The 16,122-nt window shown below is 69.3% G+C and carries 18 protein-coding genes and 3 tRNA genes; 19 read left to right on the top strand and 2 right to left on the bottom strand.

Annotated features, from left to right (window positions below; all coding sequences use genetic code 11):
* Positions 1-135: 135 nt before the first annotated feature.
* The 10 genes from C1N81_RS27110 to C1N81_RS27155 all read left to right on the top strand — a co-directional run bounded on the left by C1N81_RS27110 (position 136) and on the right by C1N81_RS27155 (position 6,824).
* Positions 136-208, top strand: a tRNA-Thr gene (locus C1N81_RS27110).
* Positions 209-254: 46 nt separating this feature from the next.
* A tRNA-Met gene (locus C1N81_RS27115) sits at positions 255-327 on the top strand.
* 90 nt (positions 328-417) lie between these two features.
* Positions 418-582: a 50S ribosomal protein L33 gene (gene rpmG / locus C1N81_RS27120; protein WP_003948671.1), complete on the top strand. Its 165-nt coding sequence runs from the start codon at positions 418-420 to the stop codon at positions 580-582.
* Positions 583-658: 76 nt separating this feature from the next.
* Positions 659-1,111 (top strand): FAS1-like dehydratase domain-containing protein, encoded by a 453-nt coding sequence (locus C1N81_RS27125; RefSeq protein WP_394433371.1) that lies wholly within the window; start codon positions 659-661, stop codon positions 1,109-1,111.
* Positions 1,112-1,113: 2 nt separating this feature from the next.
* Positions 1,114-1,542 carry a MaoC family dehydratase gene (locus tag C1N81_RS27130; RefSeq protein WP_394433373.1) on the top strand — a complete coding sequence of 143 codons (429 nt, stop codon included), beginning with the start codon at positions 1,114-1,116 and terminating at the stop codon, positions 1,540-1,542.
* A 139-nt stretch (positions 1,543-1,681) separates the two neighbouring features.
* Positions 1,682-2,239, top strand: a complete 558-nt coding sequence (locus C1N81_RS27135) for a TetR/AcrR family transcriptional regulator (protein ID WP_394433374.1) — start codon at positions 1,682-1,684, stop codon at positions 2,237-2,239.
* A gap of 92 nt (positions 2,240-2,331) precedes the next feature.
* Positions 2,332-3,777 (top strand): DHA2 family efflux MFS transporter permease subunit, encoded by a 1,446-nt coding sequence (locus C1N81_RS27140; protein ID WP_394433376.1) that lies wholly within the window; start codon positions 2,332-2,334, stop codon positions 3,775-3,777.
* 33 nt (positions 3,778-3,810) lie between these two features.
* Positions 3,811-4,191, top strand: coding sequence for a DUF3291 domain-containing protein (locus C1N81_RS27145; RefSeq protein WP_394433378.1), 381 nt, complete (start codon positions 3,811-3,813; stop codon positions 4,189-4,191).
* 61 nt (positions 4,192-4,252) lie between these two features.
* Complete coding sequence (locus C1N81_RS27150) at positions 4,253-5,317, top strand: UDP-N-acetylmuramate dehydrogenase (RefSeq protein WP_394438268.1); 1,065 nt, start codon at positions 4,253-4,255, stop codon at positions 5,315-5,317.
* Between the two features lie 91 nt (positions 5,318-5,408).
* Positions 5,409-6,824, top strand: coding sequence for a tetratricopeptide repeat protein (locus C1N81_RS27155; RefSeq protein ID WP_394433380.1), 1,416 nt, complete (start codon positions 5,409-5,411; stop codon positions 6,822-6,824).
* 139 nt (positions 6,825-6,963) lie between these two features.
* On the opposite strand, the gene C1N81_RS27160 is transcribed toward C1N81_RS27155, so the two are convergent.
* Both C1N81_RS27160 and C1N81_RS27165 read right to left on the bottom strand, forming a co-directional pair.
* On the bottom strand, positions 6,964-8,007 hold the full coding sequence (locus C1N81_RS27160; protein WP_394433382.1) for an adenosine deaminase: 1,044 nt from the start codon (positions 8,005-8,007) through the stop codon (positions 6,964-6,966).
* Between the two features lie 133 nt (positions 8,008-8,140).
* The gene (locus C1N81_RS27165; protein WP_394433384.1) at positions 8,141-9,388 is read right to left on the bottom strand and encodes a pyridoxal phosphate-dependent aminotransferase; all 1,248 of its coding nucleotides are present in this window, start codon (positions 9,386-9,388) and stop codon (positions 8,141-8,143) included.
* 213 nt (positions 9,389-9,601) lie between these two features.
* On the opposite strand from C1N81_RS27165, the gene C1N81_RS27170 reads away from it, so the two are divergent.
* The 9 genes from C1N81_RS27170 (at position 9,602) to rplL (ending at position 15,656) form a co-directional block, all read left to right on the top strand.
* A tRNA-Trp gene (locus C1N81_RS27170) sits at positions 9,602-9,674 on the top strand.
* Between the two features lie 108 nt (positions 9,675-9,782).
* On the top strand, positions 9,783-10,070 hold the full coding sequence (secE, locus tag C1N81_RS27175; RefSeq protein WP_394433386.1) for a preprotein translocase subunit SecE: 288 nt from the start codon (positions 9,783-9,785) through the stop codon (positions 10,068-10,070).
* A 77-nt stretch (positions 10,071-10,147) separates the two neighbouring features.
* Positions 10,148-11,020, top strand: a complete 873-nt coding sequence (gene nusG / locus C1N81_RS27180) for a transcription termination/antitermination protein NusG (protein WP_394433388.1) — start codon at positions 10,148-10,150, stop codon at positions 11,018-11,020.
* Positions 11,021-11,217: 197 nt separating this feature from the next.
* Positions 11,218-11,652, top strand: coding sequence for a 50S ribosomal protein L11 (rplK, locus tag C1N81_RS27185; protein ID WP_361081096.1), 435 nt, complete (start codon positions 11,218-11,220; stop codon positions 11,650-11,652).
* Positions 11,653-11,728: 76 nt separating this feature from the next.
* On the top strand, positions 11,729-12,460 hold the full coding sequence (gene rplA, locus C1N81_RS27190; protein ID WP_394433390.1) for a 50S ribosomal protein L1: 732 nt from the start codon (positions 11,729-11,731) through the stop codon (positions 12,458-12,460).
* Between the two features lie 139 nt (positions 12,461-12,599).
* Positions 12,600-13,313 carry a LolA-like protein gene (locus tag C1N81_RS27195; protein WP_394433392.1) on the top strand — a complete coding sequence of 238 codons (714 nt, stop codon included), beginning with the start codon at positions 12,600-12,602 and terminating at the stop codon, positions 13,311-13,313.
* 105 nt (positions 13,314-13,418) lie between these two features.
* Complete coding sequence (locus tag C1N81_RS27200) at positions 13,419-14,354, top strand: hypothetical protein (RefSeq protein ID WP_394433394.1); 936 nt, start codon at positions 13,419-13,421, stop codon at positions 14,352-14,354.
* Between the two features lie 273 nt (positions 14,355-14,627).
* A complete protein-coding gene (gene rplJ / locus C1N81_RS27205; RefSeq protein WP_394433396.1) occupies positions 14,628-15,158 on the top strand; it encodes a 50S ribosomal protein L10 in 531 nt (176 codons plus the stop codon).
* Between the two features lie 114 nt (positions 15,159-15,272).
* Positions 15,273-15,656: a 50S ribosomal protein L7/L12 gene (gene rplL / locus C1N81_RS27210; protein ID WP_394433398.1), complete on the top strand. Its 384-nt coding sequence runs from the start codon at positions 15,273-15,275 to the stop codon at positions 15,654-15,656.
* Positions 15,657-16,122 lie beyond the last annotated feature (466 nt).

The raw sequence follows: 16,122 nt of genomic DNA on the forward strand, positions 1-16,122 counted from the left end.
GAGCCTAGGACGAGGGCGGGGGAGCTTCGAGGAACCCGAAATAGTCGTACAGATGGGGTCCGTGGGACGGGCGGGCCGGACGCCCGAAACGGATTTGGGCGATCGGCGGGCAACCGTGTAATGTCTTCATCGCTCGCCCCAATAGCTCAGTCGGTAGAGCGTCTCCATGGTAAGGAGAAGGTCTGCGGTTCGATTCCGCATTGGGGCTCTGGTGTGAAGTTCCCTCACCCTCGGGTGAGGGGTCATCGCATCACAGCGGTGTAGCTCAGTCGGTAGAGCAAGCGGCTCATAATCGCTGTGTCACCGGTTCAAGTCCGGTCACCGCTACTGACAGTAGCCGATTGTGGGGTCGGTCCTTCGATCGGCTACTCTTCTATGCGTTAATCCTGTCCCATCCGTTCGTCAAGGAGCACTCACGTGGCTGCCACCGACGTCCGCCCGAAGATCACGCTGGCCTGCGTGGAGTGCAAGGAGCGGAACTACATCACCAAGAAGAACCGGCGTAACAACCCGGACCGACTGGAGATGAAGAAGCACTGCCCGCGTTGCAATGCGCACACCGCGCACCGCGAAACGCGATAAACAAGGCTCGTACACGAGGCCGTCCCCGGCAGGGGGCGGCCTCGTGTCGTTGACACACCCAGGAGGTGCCGAGTCCATGGCGCTCGACCAGTCCTTCGTGGGGCGGAGCTACCCGCCCACTGCCCCGTACGAGGTCGGCCGGGAGAAGATCCGTGAGTTCGCCGAGGCAGTGGGGGACCCCAACCCCGCCTACGTCGACCCCGCGGCCGCCCGTCAGCTCGGCCACCCCGACGTGATCGCCCCGCCGACCTTCGTGTTCGCGATCACCTTCAACGCCGCGGGGGACGTCGTGCACGACCCCGAGCTGGGGCTCGACTACAGCCGTGTCGTGCACGGTGACCAGAAGTTCGCCTATACGCGTCCGGTGCGCGCGGGCGACAGGTTGACGGTCACGTCGACGATCGAGGGCATCAAGTCCCTCGCGGGCAACGACATCATCGACGTCCGGGGCGAGGTCCACGACGAGGTGGGCGAGCACGTCGTCACCGCATGGACCAAGCTCGTCTCGCGCGCCGCAGAGGGGGCCTGACCATGGCGACGACCATCAAGTACACCGAGGTCGAGGTCGGCACCGAGCTGCCGGCGCAGACCTTCCCGGTCAGCCGCGCCACCCTGGTGCAGTACGCGGGTGCTTCCGGCGACTTCAACCCGATCCACTGGAACGAGAAGTTCGCGGTCGAGGTCGGCCTCCCGGACGTGATCGCGCACGGCATGTTCACCATGGCCGAGGCGATCCGCGTCGTCACGGACTGGACCGCGGATCCGGCCGCCGTCGTCGAGTACGGCGTGCGCTTCACCAAGCCGGTCGTGGTCCCCAATGACGACAAGGGCGCCGAGATCGCCGTCAGCGCCAAGGTCGCGGCCAAGCTCGACGACAACCGTGTACGGGTCGACCTGACGGCCATGAGTGCGGGGCAGAAGGTGCTCGGCATGGCGCGGGCGGTCGTCCAGCTCGTCTGACCGTCGTTCGGTAGCTGTGGGTAAGGGGCGTCCTCCATTGAGGGCGCCCCTTACGTCTAGGGGGCGTCCGTACGTGTGTCCTTGCGCACAGGTCGACGCGGGGTTGACGGAGATAGTGATTGGCCACTAACTTCTTCGCATGGTCCGGATGAGCGCAGAGGAGCGACGCGAGAGCGTCATCCGCGCGGCGATGATCGAGTTCGCCCGCGGCGGCTACAAGGGGACGTCCACCGAGGCGATCGCCAAGCGGGTGGGCGTCTCGCAGCCGTACCTCTTCCGGCTCTTCCCGGGCAAGGAGGCCATCTTCCTGGAGGCCGCCCGCCGCTGCTGCGAGCGGACCACCCAGGTGTTCAAGGAGGCTTCCGAGGGGCTGGAGGGCGAAGCGGCTCTGCAGGCGATGGGGGCCGCGTACCAAGCGCTCATCGCCGACGATCCCGACGTGCTGCTCATGCAGATGCAGATGTATGTCGCCGTCGCCTCGGCGGAGGCGAGCGGGGACCGGGAGTTCGGGGAGTCGCTGCGGGCCGGCTGGATGGAGATGTACGACACGGCCCGCCTCGCGCTGGGGGCCGACGTGGGGGAGACGACGCAGTTCCTCGCCTACGGAATGCTGATCAACGTCCTGGTGTCCATGGGGTTCCAGCCCGACCACCGGGTCTGGACGGGCTTCTACGAGTCGGTCCAGCCGCAGCAGTAATTACTGCGCGCCGAAAGGTGCGCTCTCTCACGCTCGTAAAAGTTAGTCATCAATAACTAACCATCGTCGACATGGATCCTTGGGGGGACCCGATGTCATCAGCAACACCGCAGCAGGACACAGCGACCCGCGCGGGAGCCGTCTGGGCCCTCGTCATCACCAGCGTCGCCGGATTCATGGCGGCCCTCGACAACCTCGTCGTCACCACCGCCCTGCCCTCCATCCGCGAAGACCTCGGCGGCGCCCTCGACGACCTGGAATGGACCGTCAGCGCCTACACGCTCACCTTCGCCGTGCTGCTGATGTTCGGCGCCGCGCTCGGCGACCGGTTCGGGCGCAGGCGCCTCTTCCTGGCCGGTCTGACCGTGTTCACCGGGGCCTCCGCCGCCGCGGCCATGGCGCCCGGCATCGAATCGCTGATCGCGGCCCGCGCGGTCCAGGGCGTCGGCGCGGCGATCATGATGCCGCTGACGCTGACCCTGCTCACCGCGGCGGTCCCGGCCGCCAAGCGCGGCATGGCGTACGGCATCTGGGGCGCCGTCAACGGGCTCGCCGTCGCCTCCGGGCCGCTCATCGGCGGCAGCCTCACGGAGCACATCTCCTGGCACTGGATCTTCTGGCTCAACGTCCCGCTCGGCCTGGCCCTCCTGCCGCTCGCCCGGCTGCGCCTGAAGGAGTCCCACGGTTCCGGCGCCCCGCTCGACATCCCGGGCACCCTCCTCGCCAGCGGCGGGCTCTTCGGCATCGTGTACGGCCTGGTGCGCGCGCCCCTGGACGGATGGACCAGCCCCGTCGTCCTGCTCGGTCTCTTCGCGGGCGCCGCGCTGCTCGCCGGCTTCGTCCACCACGGCATCCGCGCCAAGAACCCCATGCTCCCCATGCGCCTCTTCCGGTCCCGCGCCTTCGCCGGGGTCAACGCCGCGAGCCTGCTGATGTTCCTCGGCATGTTCGGGTCGATCTTCCTGCTGAGCCAGTTCATGCAGGGCGTCCTCGGCTACTCGCCGACCGAGGCGGGGCTGCGGATGCTGCCGTGGACCGGGATGCCGATGCTCGTCGCGCCCGTCGCCGGATATCTGTCCGACCGCATCGGCGGCCGCCCGGTCGTCGCCGTCGGCCTGTTCCTGCAGGCCGTCGGGCTCGCCTACTACGCCATGACGGTCGCGGTCGACGTCTCCTACAGCGCCCAGCTGCCCGCCCTGGTCATCAGCGGCATCGGGATGTCCCTGTACTTCGCCCCCGCCTCCCACCTCGTCATGTCCAGCGTCCGGGCGCACGAGCAGGGCATCGCCTCCGGGTCCAACAACGCCCTGCGCGAGGTCGGCGGCGCGCTCGGCATCGCCATCATGTCGTCGATCTTCTCGGCGAACGGCGGCTACGACTCCCCGCAGCACTTCGTGAACGGCATCGAGCCCGCGCTCTGGGTGGGTTCCGCGGCCGTGGCCCTGGCCGCTGTCGCCGCCTTGTTCATCCCGCGGCGGCGCCCCGCGACAGACGGGGTGCAGGACGCCCTGCCCGCCCCCGTCCTGGAACACGCCTGACACCCACCCGCACCGGCTGAAGGGAGCACAGCAATGCCGACCCTGCCCTGGACCGCCCCGAACACCCCGCCCACGCGCGCGGAGGCGATCGTCTTCGCCTCCCGCTTCGAGACCCGCACCCTGTGGGGCACCCTCAAGTTCCTCCTTCGTACGCCCAAGGTGTGGCGCCAGGTGAGCCGCGCGGCGGGCGGCTATGGAGCCACGCTGAAGGCGGCGCCGCTCAAGCGCACCTTCTGGACCCTGTCCGCCTGGGAGTCCGCCGAGGCGCTCAAGGCCTTCGCGGCCTCTGCACCGCACGGACCGGTCGCGGCCGGACTGCGCACCCATATGCGGTCCTTCACCCACCGCACCTGGCGGACGACCACTGACGAGCTGCCCGTCGACTGGGAGGACGCCATGCGGCGCTTCGCATGAACCGGTGGCTCTCCCCGCAGTAGAACGGCCCCGCCCTGGGCAGCGGGGCCGTTCTCGTACCCTGGAGCGCGTGCAGGAACTCCACGACGCGCCCCTCGCCCCCCTGACCACCTTCCGGCTCGGGGGCCCCGCCACCCGGCTGCTCACCGCGACGACCGACGCCGAGGTCGTCGACGCGGTGCGCGAGGCCGACGCCGCGGGCACCCCGCTGCTGATCATCGGCGGCGGCAGCAACCTCGTCATCGGCGACAAGGGCTTCGCGGGCACCGCCCTGCGCATCGCCACCAAGGGCTTCGCGCTCGACGGCACCAAGCTGGAGCTGGCCGCGGGCGAGGTGTGGACCGACGCCGTCGAACGCACCGTCGAGGCGGGGCTCGCGGGCATCGAGTGCCTCGCCGGCATCCCCGGCTCGGCGGGCGCGACGCCGATCCAGAACGTGGGGGCGTACGGCCAGGAGGTCTCCGCCACCATCACCGAGGTGGTCGCCTACGACCGCACGGCGGGCGAGACCGTCACCCTCCAGAACGCCGAGTGCGCCTTCTCCTACCGCCACAGCCGCTTCAAGGCCGAACCCGACCGCTACGTGGTGCTCCGGGTCCGTTTCGAGCTGGAGGACGCGGGCGGGCTCAGCGCGCCGCTCAAGTACCCCGAGACCGCCCGCGCCCTCGGCGTCGAGGCGGGCGACCGGGTGCCCGCCGCCACCGCGCGCGAGACCGTCCTGAAGCTGCGCGCCGGGAAGGGCATGGTGCTGGACCCGGAGGACCACGACACCTGGTCGGCCGGATCGTTCTTCACCAACCCGATCCTCACGGAGGAGGAGTTCGCCGCCTTCCACGCGCGCGTGGCCGAGCGGCTGGGCCCTGACGTCAAGGCGCCCGCCTTCCCCGCGGGGGAGGGGCTCACCAAGACCTCGGCCGCCTGGCTCATCGACAAGGCGGGCTTCACCAAGGGCTACGGCTCCGGGCCGGCCCGCATCTCCACCAAACACACCCTCGCCCTCACCAACCGCGGCGAGGCGACCACCGAGGACCTCCTCGCCCTGGCCCGGGAGGTCGTGGCAGGCGTCCGCGAGGCGTTCGGGGTCACGCTGGTCAACGAGCCGGTGACCATCGGCGTACGGCTCTGAGCTGCGATTATTCGTTGACCTCAGCGGTCATCGCCCCTGATAGTGGCGGCGTCGAGCCGATCGGCACGCACATCAGGGGCGGGGACCACACATGCAGGAGAACGACGGGCAGTCCGTGCTGCCCGCATACGAGCACGCGCAGCGGCTGGTGCGCGCGGGGGAACTGGCGCAGGCGCGCGCCGAGGCACAGCGGGCCCTCGACGCGTACGGGCCGCACGCGGGGCTCTACGCGGTCCTGGGCCGGGCCCACGCGGCCGAGGACGAGGACGACCACGACGTCGAGGCGGAGCGCGCCTACCAGGCCGGTCTCGACGCCTTCCCGGACGACCTGGACCTGCTCGCCGGGTACGCCGAGTTCGGGCTCGCCGGGGACGTCATGGAACAACCGGGGCGCAGGGCGCGCGGTCAGCGGGCGGCGGACCGGCTGACGGAGCTGGCACCCGGATCGCCGCAGGCGCTGCGGGTCGCCGAGGCGTCCGAGCGCGGCGGGGGACCCCGGCCGCCGTCCCTCGCCTACGTCCAGCGCCACGACGCGAGGGCGGCACTGAACAGCGGCGTCGCCCTCGACGTCCTGGCGCGGCAGGCGCGGGAGGCCGCCGACGCCTGGCCGTACGACCGTCGCCTGGCCGTCCGCGCGGAGACGCTGGCCGCGCTGGCCTTCCCGTTCGGCAACCGGGGCATCGTCGCGTCCATGCTGAGCGCCCCGTACCGGACCGCGCTCGTCCTGTGCGGAGTGGTGTCCGCCTGGCTGCTCGCCGTGCCCGCGCTCGGCCTGTCGTGGCAGTACTGCCTGCTCGGCCTTGTCGTGGGCATCCCCGTCAGGATGGAACGCTCCTTGCTGCGGCGGGCCCGCCGCGAAGCCGAGCGCCGACTGCCCGCCGGGTACGCGGCGCCCGCGCCCGGCGCGCCCGACATCCCGTTCCCCACGCGCCGCGAACGGGCCTCCATGGCACTGGCGATCGTGGTCGTGGCGGCGGCGGTGCTGGGGTCCGTGGGGTGGCAGTACACGCGCTATGCCGCCTACCCGCGCTACGTGGCGGTGGTGCCGCAGTCGTTCCACGGGGTCCCGTTGAACGAGGACTTGGGCGGTGCCATGGACGCGGTCATCTCCGAGATGGCCTTGCCGCCGGGCGCGCGGACGTTCTCGGGCTCGTACCAGGACGAGGATTCCGGTGGAACGATCATCCTCGTAGGGGCTACGGGCGACCTGCACGCCGAGGATCCCGACGTCCTGTTCGCGAGCCTGCGGGAGGGCGACAGCTCCCTGGGAGGCGGACCGGAGGACACGTGGAGCGCCGCCGCGGGACCGCTCGGCGGCCGGATGGAGTGCGCGTCGTACGCCACGGGCGCCGCCGATCTCGGCATGTGCTTCTGGGTCGACAAGGGCAGCATCGGCATGGTGATGACCGGAATCACCGGTCCCCGCGACCACGCGGTGCTGGCCCGCACAGCCAGGGAACTGCGCCAGGCGACCCTGGCGCCGTCCAGCGGCAGGGGCGCCGCCTAGCGGCAGGGGCGACGCCTAGCGCCCGTCCAAGCGCCGTCGCCCACGACATGCCCCCGGACCGCACACCACCGCAGCCCCCGGACGAGTGCGCGGCGCATATCGCCACACCCTGCTCACAGGGATCGCCCGGCGAGGGCGCTCAGGCCGCCAGCCACTCCTCCACCCCGCTCAGCAGTGTCTTCTTGACGTCCTCCGGGGCCGCCGAACCGCGAACCGACTGGCGTGCCAGCTCGGCCAGTTCGACGTCGGAGAAGGCGTGGTGGCGGCGGGCGATGTCGTACTGCGCGGCCAGGCGGGAGCCGAAGAGCAGCGGGTCGTCGGCGCCGAGCGCCATCGGCACCCCGGCCTCGAAGAGGGTGCGCAGGGGCACGTCCTCGGGCTTCTCGTAGACGCCGAGGGCGACGTTCGAGGCCGGGCACACCTCGCAGGTCACCTGGCGGTCCGCGAGCCGCTTCAGCAGCCGCGGGTCCTCGGCGGCCCGCACCCCGTGCCCGATGCGGGTGGCGTCCAGGTCGTCGAGGCAGTCCCGGACGGAGGCGGGCCCGGTCAGCTCGCCGCCGTGCGGCGCGGACAAGAGGCCGCCTTCGCGCGCGATGTGGAAGGCCCGGTCGAAATCGCGCGCCATGCCGCGTCGTTCGTCGTTGGAGAGGCCGAACCCGACGATGCCCTGGTCCGCGTAGCGCACCGCGAGGCGTGCGAGGGTGCGCGCGTCCAGCGGGTGCTTCATGCGGTTCGCCGCGACCAGGACGCGCATGCCGAGCCCGGTCTCGCGCGAGGCGCTGTCCACCGCGTCGAGAATGACCTCCATCGCCGCGATGAGACCGCCGAGCCGGGGCGCGTACGACGTCGGGTCGACCTGGATCTCCAGCCACCCCGACCCGTCCGCGATGTCCTCCTCCGCGGCCTCCCGCACCAGGCGCTGGATGTCCTCGGGGGCTCGCAGACAGGAGCGCGCCGCGTCGTAGAGCCGCTGGAAGCGGAACCAGCCGCGCTCGTCCGTGGCCCGTAGCTTCGGGGGTTCCCCGCTGGTCAGCGCCTCGGGGAGCCGTACGCCGTACTTGTCGGCCAGCTCGAGCAGGGTCGTGGGCCGCATCGACCCGGTGAAATGCAGATGCAGATGGGCCTTCGGCAGCTGACGGACGTCACGTCCATCACGTCGCCCGTCACCTTGTACACGCTCCATCCCAAGATCCTGCCGTACACACGTGTCCTCCCGGTAGCGCCTTCCTCTTTCGGGTTCATCGCCGAACGAAGAAGCGGGCCGTCCCCCGAAGGGAACGGCCCGCCACGCGCGCGTGCAAAAAAGCCGGAAAAACTCAGTCCCGCGCCTCGGCCAGCAGCTTCTGGACGCGCGAGACGCCCTCGACGAGGTCCTCGTCGCCCAGCGCGTACGAGAGCCGCAGGTAGCCCGGCGTGCCGAACGCCTCGCCCGGCACCACCGCGACCTCGGCCTCCTCCAGGATGAGCGCCGCCAGCTCGACGGAGTCCTGGGGGCGCTTGCCGCGGATCTCCTTGCCGAGCAGCCCCTTCACGGACGGGTACGCGTAGAAGGCGCCCTCGGGCTCCGGGCAGACCACGCCGTCGATCTCGTTGAGCATCCGCACGATCGTCTTGCGGCGCCGGTCGAAGGCCTCGCGCATCCGCTCCACGGCGGTCAGGTCGCCGGAGACGGCGGCGAGCGCGGCGGCCTGCGCCACGTTGGAGACGTTCGACGTGGCGTGCGACTGGAGGTTCGTGGCCGCCTTCACGACGTCCTTGGGGCCGACGATCCAGCCCACGCGCCAGCCGGTCATCGCGTACGTCTTCGCGACCCCGTTGACCACGATGCACTTGTCGCGCAGCTCGGGCAGGATCGCCGGCAGCGAGGTGAACTTCGCGTCCCCGTAGACGAGGTGCTCGTAGATCTCGTCCGTCATGACCCACAGGCCGTGCTCGACGGCCCAGCGGCCGATGGCCTCCGCGTCGGCCTCGCTGTAGACGGCGCCGGTCGGGTTCGACGGCGAGACGAAGAGCACGACCTTCGTGCGCTCGGTGCGCGCGGCCTCCAGCTGCTCGACGGAGACCCGGTACCCGGTCGTCTCGTCGGCCACGACCTCCACCGGCACACCGCCCGCGAGCCGGATCGACTCCGGGTACGTGGTCCAGTACGGCGCGGGCACGATGACCTCGTCGCCCGGGTCGAGGATCGCGGCGAACGCCTCGTAGATGGCCTGCTTGCCGCCGTTGGTCACCAGGATCTGCGAGGCGTCGACCTCGTAGCCGGAGTCGCGCAGCGTCTTCGCGGCGATCGCGGCCTTCAGCTCGGGGAGGCCGCCGGCCGGCGTGTAGCGGTGGAACTTCGGGTTCTTGCACGCCTCGATGGCGGCCTCGACCACATAGTCCGGCGTCGGGAAGTCGGGCTCACCGGCGCCGAAGCCGATCACCGGGCGCCCGGCGGCCTTGAGGGCCTTGGCCTTGGCGTCGACGGCGAGGGTCGCGGACTCGGAGATGGAGCCGACCCGGGCGGAGACCCGGCGCTCCGTAGGGGAGGAACCGGCGGACGAGGAAGGAGTTGCAGCGCTCATGGGCCCATCGTTCCAGACCCGAAACCCGCCGGGCACACGGGTTTGCAAGACCGTCGGGACCACTTCCCCTCCCCTCTTGATCCACTCACCCTCCCCATCTGTTCGACGGAGCGCCGCGGAACACGTACACTCACTGCTCGTTGGCCTTCACGGGCCGCACCTTCCAAGCGCACTCCGTGCATCTGGGCGGATGCGGTACGTTGGGGGAAACAAAGGGTCGTAGCTCAATTGGTAGAGCACTGGTCTCCAAAACCAGCGGTTGGGGGTTCAAGTCCCTCCGGCCCTGCTCACACTCCTTCGCCAGGATGTGTGCGGATTGTACGTACTGCATTGCACCGCCGTGCGGCTCAACCGGGCGCGGCACGGCCACGACCCGGAATTCAGGTGAGGACGAGTGACGGACGCCGTGGGCTCCATCGACATGCCTGATGCCCAGGATGAGGCGCCGGAGTCCAAGAAGAAGGCCCGCAAGGGCGGCAAGCGCGGTAAGAAGGGCCCCTTCGGCCGCCTCGCTCTCTTCTACCGCCAGATCGTCGCGGAGCTCCGCAAGGTCGTCTGGCCGACTCGCAACCAGCTCACCACGTACACCACCGTGGTGATTGTGTTCGTCGTCATCATGATCGGCCTGGTGACCGTGATTGACTATGGGTTCAGCCACCTCGTCAAGTACGTCTTCGGCTGAGCCGACAGCGGAGGGCGCCGGGACCGGCGCCCCTTTCGCATGTTCCACCCCTATGTATCCAGGAAGAAGCAGCCACCGTGTCTGACCCGAACCTGAACGAGGCGACCGAGCCCGTCGAGTCCGCTGAGGACGAGCGCGACATCGTCGAGGCGGCGGACGCCGCGGAGCCGGACCAGGCCGAGGCTGCCGACATCGCCGCCGGCGAGCCCGCCGAGGAAGCGGCCGTCACGGCCGACGAGACCGACGCCGACACCGACACCGAGGACGACGCCGCCGAGGCCGAAGCCGACGTCGAGGACGACGCGGAGGAGGCGGCCGAGCCCGCCGAGCCGGTCGACCCCGTCGCCGCCCTCCGTGACGAGCTGCGCGGCCTGCCCGGCGAGTGGTACGTGATCCACACCTACGCGGGCTACGAGAAGCGCGTGAAGGCCAACCTCGAGCAGCGCGCCGTCTCGCTGAACGTCGAGGAGTTCATCTACCAGGCCGAGGTCCCCGAAGAGGAGATCGTCCAGATCAAGAACGGCGAGCGCAAGAACGTCCGGCAGAACAAGCTGCCCGGCTACGTTCTCGTCCGCATGGATCTGACGAACGAGTCCTGGGGCGTCGTCCGCAACACCCCCGGCGTCACCGGCTTCGTGGGCAACGCCTACGACCCGTACCCGCTGACCCTGGACGAGATCGTCAAGATGCTCGCCCCGGAGGCCGAGGAGAAGGCCGCCCGCGAGGCCGCCGAGGCCGAGGGCAAGCCGGCTCCGGCCCGCAAGGTCGAGGTCCAGGTGCTCGACTTCGAGGTCGGCGACTCGGTCACCGTCACCGACGGCCCGTTCGCCACGCTCCAGGCGACGATCAACGAGATCAACGCCGACTCGAAGAAGGTCAAGGGTCTCGTCGAGATCTTCGGCCGTGAGACCCCGGTCGAGCTCAGCTTCGACCAGATCCAGAAGAACTAGCACCACCTGGCACCTTCTGGACACACCGCTTCCGAACAGGTCAGACGGGCTCGTAAAAGCCGGTCTGACCTGCTCGGTTTTTAGCCGCACATCAATACCCGTTATCGTTGTGCGGTATGCCTCCATCCGGATGATCCGGACGATCATTCGCAAGGGTGGCGGCTGAACACTCTCACTAAGACCCGGAGAGAGAGCACATGCCTCCCAAGAAGAAGAAGGTCACGGGGCTCATCAAGCTCCAGATCCAGGCCGGCGCCGCCAACCCGGCTCCGCCGGTCGGCCCCGCGCTGGGCCAGCACGGCGTGAACATCATGGAGTTCTGCAAGGCCTACAACGCCGCGACCGAGTCGCAGCGCGGTTGGGTCATCCCGGTGGAGATCACGGTCTACGAGGACCGCTCCTTCACCTTCATCACCAAGACCCCGCCGGCCGCGAAGATGATCCTCAAGGCCGCTGGTGTCGAGAAGGGCTCGGGCGAGCCGCACAAGACCAAGGTCGCGAAGATCACCGACGCGCAGGTCCGCGAGATCGCCACCACCAAGATGCCCGACCTCAACGCCAACGACCTGGACGCTGCCGCGAAGATCATCGCCGGCACCGCCCGTTCCATGGGCATCACGGTCGAGGGCTGACCTCACCCCGTAGGTACCACCGTGGAAGGGCCTGCTCGGCCCGGACCACGACTCCTCTAGAACTCAGGAGCAGTAAGTGAGCAAGCGCAGCAAGACTCTCCGCGCTGCGGACGCCAAGATCGACCGGGACAAGCTCTACGCCCCGCTCGAGGCCGTCCGTCTCGCCAAGGAGACCTCCACGACCAAGTTCGACGGCACCGTCGAGGTCGCCTTCCGCCTGGGTGTCGACCCGCGCAAGGCCGACCAGATGGTCCGTGGCACCGTGAACCTGCCGCACGGCACCGGCAAGACCGCCCGGGTCCTGGTCTTCGCGACCGGTGACCGTGCTGCGGCCGCGGAGGCCGCCGGCGCCGACATCGTCGGCTCCGACGAGCTCATCGACGAGATCTCCAAGGGCAACCGCCTGAACGAGTTCGACGCCGTCGTCGCCACGCCGGACCTCATGGGCAAGGTCGGCCGCCTCGGCCGCGTGCTCGGTCCCCGTGGCCTCATGCCGAACCCGAAGACCGGCACCGTGACCCCGGACGTGGCCAAGGCCGTGAACGAGATCAAGGGTGGCAAGATCGAGTTCCGCGTCGACAAGCACTCGAACCTGCACTTCATCATCGGCAAGGCGTCCTTCGACGACACCAAGCTGGTGGAGAACTACGGCGCCGCGCTGGAGGAGATCCTCCGTCTGAAGCCGTCCGCCGCCAAGGGTCGCTACATCAAGAAGGCCGCGATCAGCACCACGATCGGCCCCGGCGTTCCGGTCGACCCGAACCGCACCCGCAACCTCCTCACCGAGGAGGACCCGGCGGCGGTCTGAGCTGCACAGCTCAACTGAAGTCGGCTACGGGCCCCGCACCTTCTCAGGTGCGGGGCCCGTTCCTCTTTTCCGCCCCACGCGCGCGTGGCACTGCGCTAGCGTCGCGGTGACCGTACGGGCCGGGGGAGCGGAGCCAGCGATGTCGTACCTAGGGCGCCTACGGGATCGACAGGCTCTACGGGGTCTGCTCGGCGTCACCGCGGCGTGCGGGCTGCTCGCGGGCTGCGGTGGCGGGCCCTCGCCCGACCAGGACGCCGTGGACGCCCTGCGCACGGCCCAGAAGAAGGTCGCCGCGGCGGGCTCGGCCCGCGTCGAGGCGACGATGGACACCGGCGACCGGCTCGCCTCGCACAGCGCGGGCACGCTCAGCTGGTCCGACGGCGTACGCGGCACGCTCACCGTCCGCGTCACCGGTGGCGACATGGCCGCCTCCACGCGCGCGTTGGGCGGCGACCCGTCCCAGACGCGCTTCCTGCCGGACGCCTACTACACGCGGATGTCGGACTCCTTTGCCCGTTCCCAGGGCGGCCGGCACTGGATACGCCACCCCTATGCCGCCGGGAGCGATCTCAGCCCCGCCGACGCGCTCAAGGCGCTCGTCGCCGCCGAGGACGTCCGCAGGGTCGGGGAGGAGACCGTACGGGGCGCCCGTGCCCGGCACTACCGGGGCACGTCCGACGGGCAGCACATCGACGTATGGATCGACGCCCGCCATCTCCTCGTCCGGCGCACCCAGCGCTCCGGCGACTTCATCAGCACCGTCCACTACCGCGACTACGGCGCCGCCGCGGCCGCCGAGCGCCCGCCCCTGCGGGACACCGTCGACTTCGAGGACGTGGCGGGCGACGGCTGAGCCCGGGAAATAGAACCGGCCCGATGTCCGTGGCGTCAGTTATCGTGCGATGAGTTTGTTGAGTACACGTGTACCGAGTTCGGTGTTCCTAGGGGTGGGATCGACATGATTGCTGTACGACGTACGGTCGGCGCCGCGGCCGTGACCGCGCTGCTCTGTACCGGGGCTGTGGCGTGTGGAAACGGTGACGCGGGCAAGGGCGACAAGGCTTCCGACGCCCCCCAGTCGCACGCGGAGGTGACGCAGGCGCTGACGGCGGCGTACAAGAAGACCGCCGACGCCAAGTCCGCCAAGGTCGAGATGGTCATGAAGACGCCGGCCGCGCTCGGCGCCGACGGCGGCACCATGAAGATGAGCGGCACCATGGGCTGGGACCCGACCGTCATGGATATGACGATGTCCGGCTCGGCGTTCACCGCGGCCGACGCCGACATGCCGGACAAGATCCGCATGATCTGGCAGAGCAACGTCATGTACATGGACATGGGGGCCAAGGCCGCCGCGGACATGGACGGCAAGCGCTGGATGAAGATGGACCTCGGCGCCGCGGCGGAGTCCGCCGGTGACGAGGCGCTGTCCCGCCAGATGACCGGCAGCCTGGAGAGCGCGAACCAGGACCCGGCCCAGCAGATCGCGGTCCTCCTCGACTCGCCGAACCTCAAGCACCTCGGCTCCGCGCAGATCGACGGCGTCCAGGCGCAGCACTACAAGGGCAAGCTCGGCGTCGACGAGATGGTGGCGAAGAGCGACTCGCTGAAGGTCCTCGACAAGGCCGACCGCGACGAGCTCCTCAAGAACATCAAGAAGGCCGGCATCAAGGACTACGACACCGAGCTGTGGGTCAACGAGGACGATCTGCCGGTCCGCCTCGACGTCACCATGAACAGCGCGCAGGGCGCCGTCGAGATCTCCGAGAAGTTCTCGGACTACGGCTCGGCCGTCAAGGTCCAGGCGCCGCCCGCGAACCAGACCTACGACCTCATGCAGATGCTGAAGGAGCTCGGCGCCGCCGCGAGCGAGAGCGCGGACACCGGCGTCTGAGTGCGCGCGGCAGCGGATTTGCCTGCCGCGCGCCCCTTGACGTAATCTTTCACAGAAGCCAAAGACCGCTGGTCGTTGCCGTCCGCTCGCAAGAGAGTTCGGTGGCCGAAGGATCCGTTGTAATTGCGGACGACCCGCGCAGGTGACTGTGGAAGTGCTCCTGGATTCTGTGGGATCCGGTCGAGTTCACGCCCCGTGCGCCTGCGCCGGGGCGTTTCGTTTTCCCAGCCTCCTTTTGAGCGGTCCTCATCACCCGGAAGGAGGCCGACGCTTATGCCGACGCCCGACAAGGCTGCCGCGGTAGCCGAGCTCACGGACAAGTTCCGCAGCTCGAACGCCGCCGTGCTGACCGAGTACCGGGGTCTCACCGTGGCCCAGCTCAAGCAGCTGCGCCGTTCGCTCGGTGAGAACTCCGAGTACGCCGTGGTGAAGAACACGCTGACCAAGATCGCGGCCAACGAGGCCGGGATCGACACGCTGGACGACCTCTTCACGGGGCCGACGGCGGTTGCCTTCGTCACCGGTGACCCGGTGGAGTCGGCCAAGGGTCTTCGTGACTTCGCCAAGGACAACCCGAACCTCGTCATCAAGGGCGGAGTCCTTGACGGCAAGGCGATGTCCGCCGACGAGATCAAGAAGCTCGCGGACCTCGAGTCCCGCGAGGTTCTGCTCAGCAAGCTGGCCGGTGCCTTCAAGGGCAAGCAGTCCCAGACTGCTCAGCTCTTCCAGGCGCTGCCCTCGAAGTTCGTCCGCACCGCGGAGGCGCTTCGTGTCAAGCAGGCCGAGCAGGGCGGTGCCGAGTAATTCGGCTCGCACTGTGACCCTCGCCGCGTAGGCGAGAGGTCGTAGCGGGCCGAACGTACGCCCGCCTCACATGTACATCCGGCACCAGCCGAATTAGTGGAAGGATCGCCCATCATGGCGAAGCTCAGCCAGGAAGACCTGCTCGCCCAGTTCGAGGAGATGACCCTCATCGAGCTCTCCGAGTTCGTGAAGGCCTTCGAGGAGAAGTTCGACGTCACCGCCGCCGCGGCCGTCGCCGTCGCCGGCCCCGCGGGCCCGGGCGCCCCGGCCGAGGCCGCCGAGGAGCAGGACGAGTTCGACGTCATCCTCACCGGCGCCGGCGAGAAGAAGATCCAGGTCATCAAGGTCGTGCGTGAGCTGACCTCCCTGGGTCTGAAGGAGGCCAAGGACCTCGTCGACGGCACCCCGAAGCCGGTCCTCGAGAAGGTCGCCAAGGACGCCGCCGAGAAGGCCGCCGAGGCCCTCAAGGGCGCCGGCGCCTCCGTCGAGGTCAAGTGACTTCGCGAGTCTGCTGACTCCTCCGCGGAACTGCCCCTGAGCGGGTTGTAACGCTGACGTACCGAAGGGCGATCACCCAACTGGGTGGTCGCCTTTCGGCGTCTCTGGCTCGCCCGTCGACGGTGCCTTGCACAGCCGTTCGCGCGGAGTATGGTGATCTTCGTCGTGTCCGGGGCCACGCTCCTCGGCCAGGAGGGGGCCTTGACGAACCGCACGCAGCGCGCAATTCTCAGGACGCGTCGTCACATCCGATCCGGTTCCGAGGCATGGATCGGCGACGAAGAGGGCAGTAAGGATGTGCGCTCAGCGCACAAGGCATGCCGCAGACGGTGAACGGTTGAGAACAACGAGGGTGTCAAAAAACCCGCACTGGACATCAGTGGGCCTTCTGGCTACACTGTCCCTTTGCGCTGCCTGTTAGCTGCTCCCTGCCCGTCACCAGGGGCATGCCCTCGCTTGAGCACAG

The sequence above is a fragment of the Streptomyces sp. SGAir0957 genome, assembly GCF_043523415.1.

Bases quoted from the DNA above. Each gene is read 5' to 3' on its own strand.
- C1N81_RS27125 (WP_394433371.1), top strand. From the start codon at position 659: ATGGCGCTCGACCAGTCCTTCGTGGGGCGGAGCTACCCGCCCACTGCC.
- C1N81_RS27130 (WP_394433373.1), top strand. From the start codon at position 1,114: ATGGCGACGACCATCAAGTACACCGAGGTCGAGGTCGGCACCGAGCTG.
- C1N81_RS27135 (WP_394433374.1), top strand. From the start codon at position 1,682: ATGGTCCGGATGAGCGCAGAGGAGCGACGCGAGAGCGTCATCCGCGCG.
- C1N81_RS27140 (WP_394433376.1), top strand. From the start codon at position 2,332: ATGTCATCAGCAACACCGCAGCAGGACACAGCGACCCGCGCGGGAGCC.
- C1N81_RS27145 (WP_394433378.1), top strand. From the start codon at position 3,811: ATGCCGACCCTGCCCTGGACCGCCCCGAACACCCCGCCCACGCGCGCG.
- C1N81_RS27155 (WP_394433380.1), top strand. From the start codon at position 5,409: ATGCAGGAGAACGACGGGCAGTCCGTGCTGCCCGCATACGAGCACGCG.
- C1N81_RS27160 (WP_394433382.1), bottom strand. From the start codon at position 8,007: ATGGAGCGTGTACAAGGTGACGGGCGACGTGATGGACGTGACGTCCGT.
- C1N81_RS27165 (WP_394433384.1), bottom strand. From the start codon at position 9,388: ATGAGCGCTGCAACTCCTTCCTCGTCCGCCGGTTCCTCCCCTACGGAG.
- rplK (WP_361081096.1), top strand. From the start codon at position 11,218: ATGCCTCCCAAGAAGAAGAAGGTCACGGGGCTCATCAAGCTCCAGATC.
- C1N81_RS27195 (WP_394433392.1), top strand. From the start codon at position 12,600: ATGTCGTACCTAGGGCGCCTACGGGATCGACAGGCTCTACGGGGTCTG.
- C1N81_RS27200 (WP_394433394.1), top strand. From the start codon at position 13,419: ATGATTGCTGTACGACGTACGGTCGGCGCCGCGGCCGTGACCGCGCTG.
- rplJ (WP_394433396.1), top strand. From the start codon at position 14,628: ATGCCGACGCCCGACAAGGCTGCCGCGGTAGCCGAGCTCACGGACAAG.
- rplL (WP_394433398.1), top strand. From the start codon at position 15,273: ATGGCGAAGCTCAGCCAGGAAGACCTGCTCGCCCAGTTCGAGGAGATG.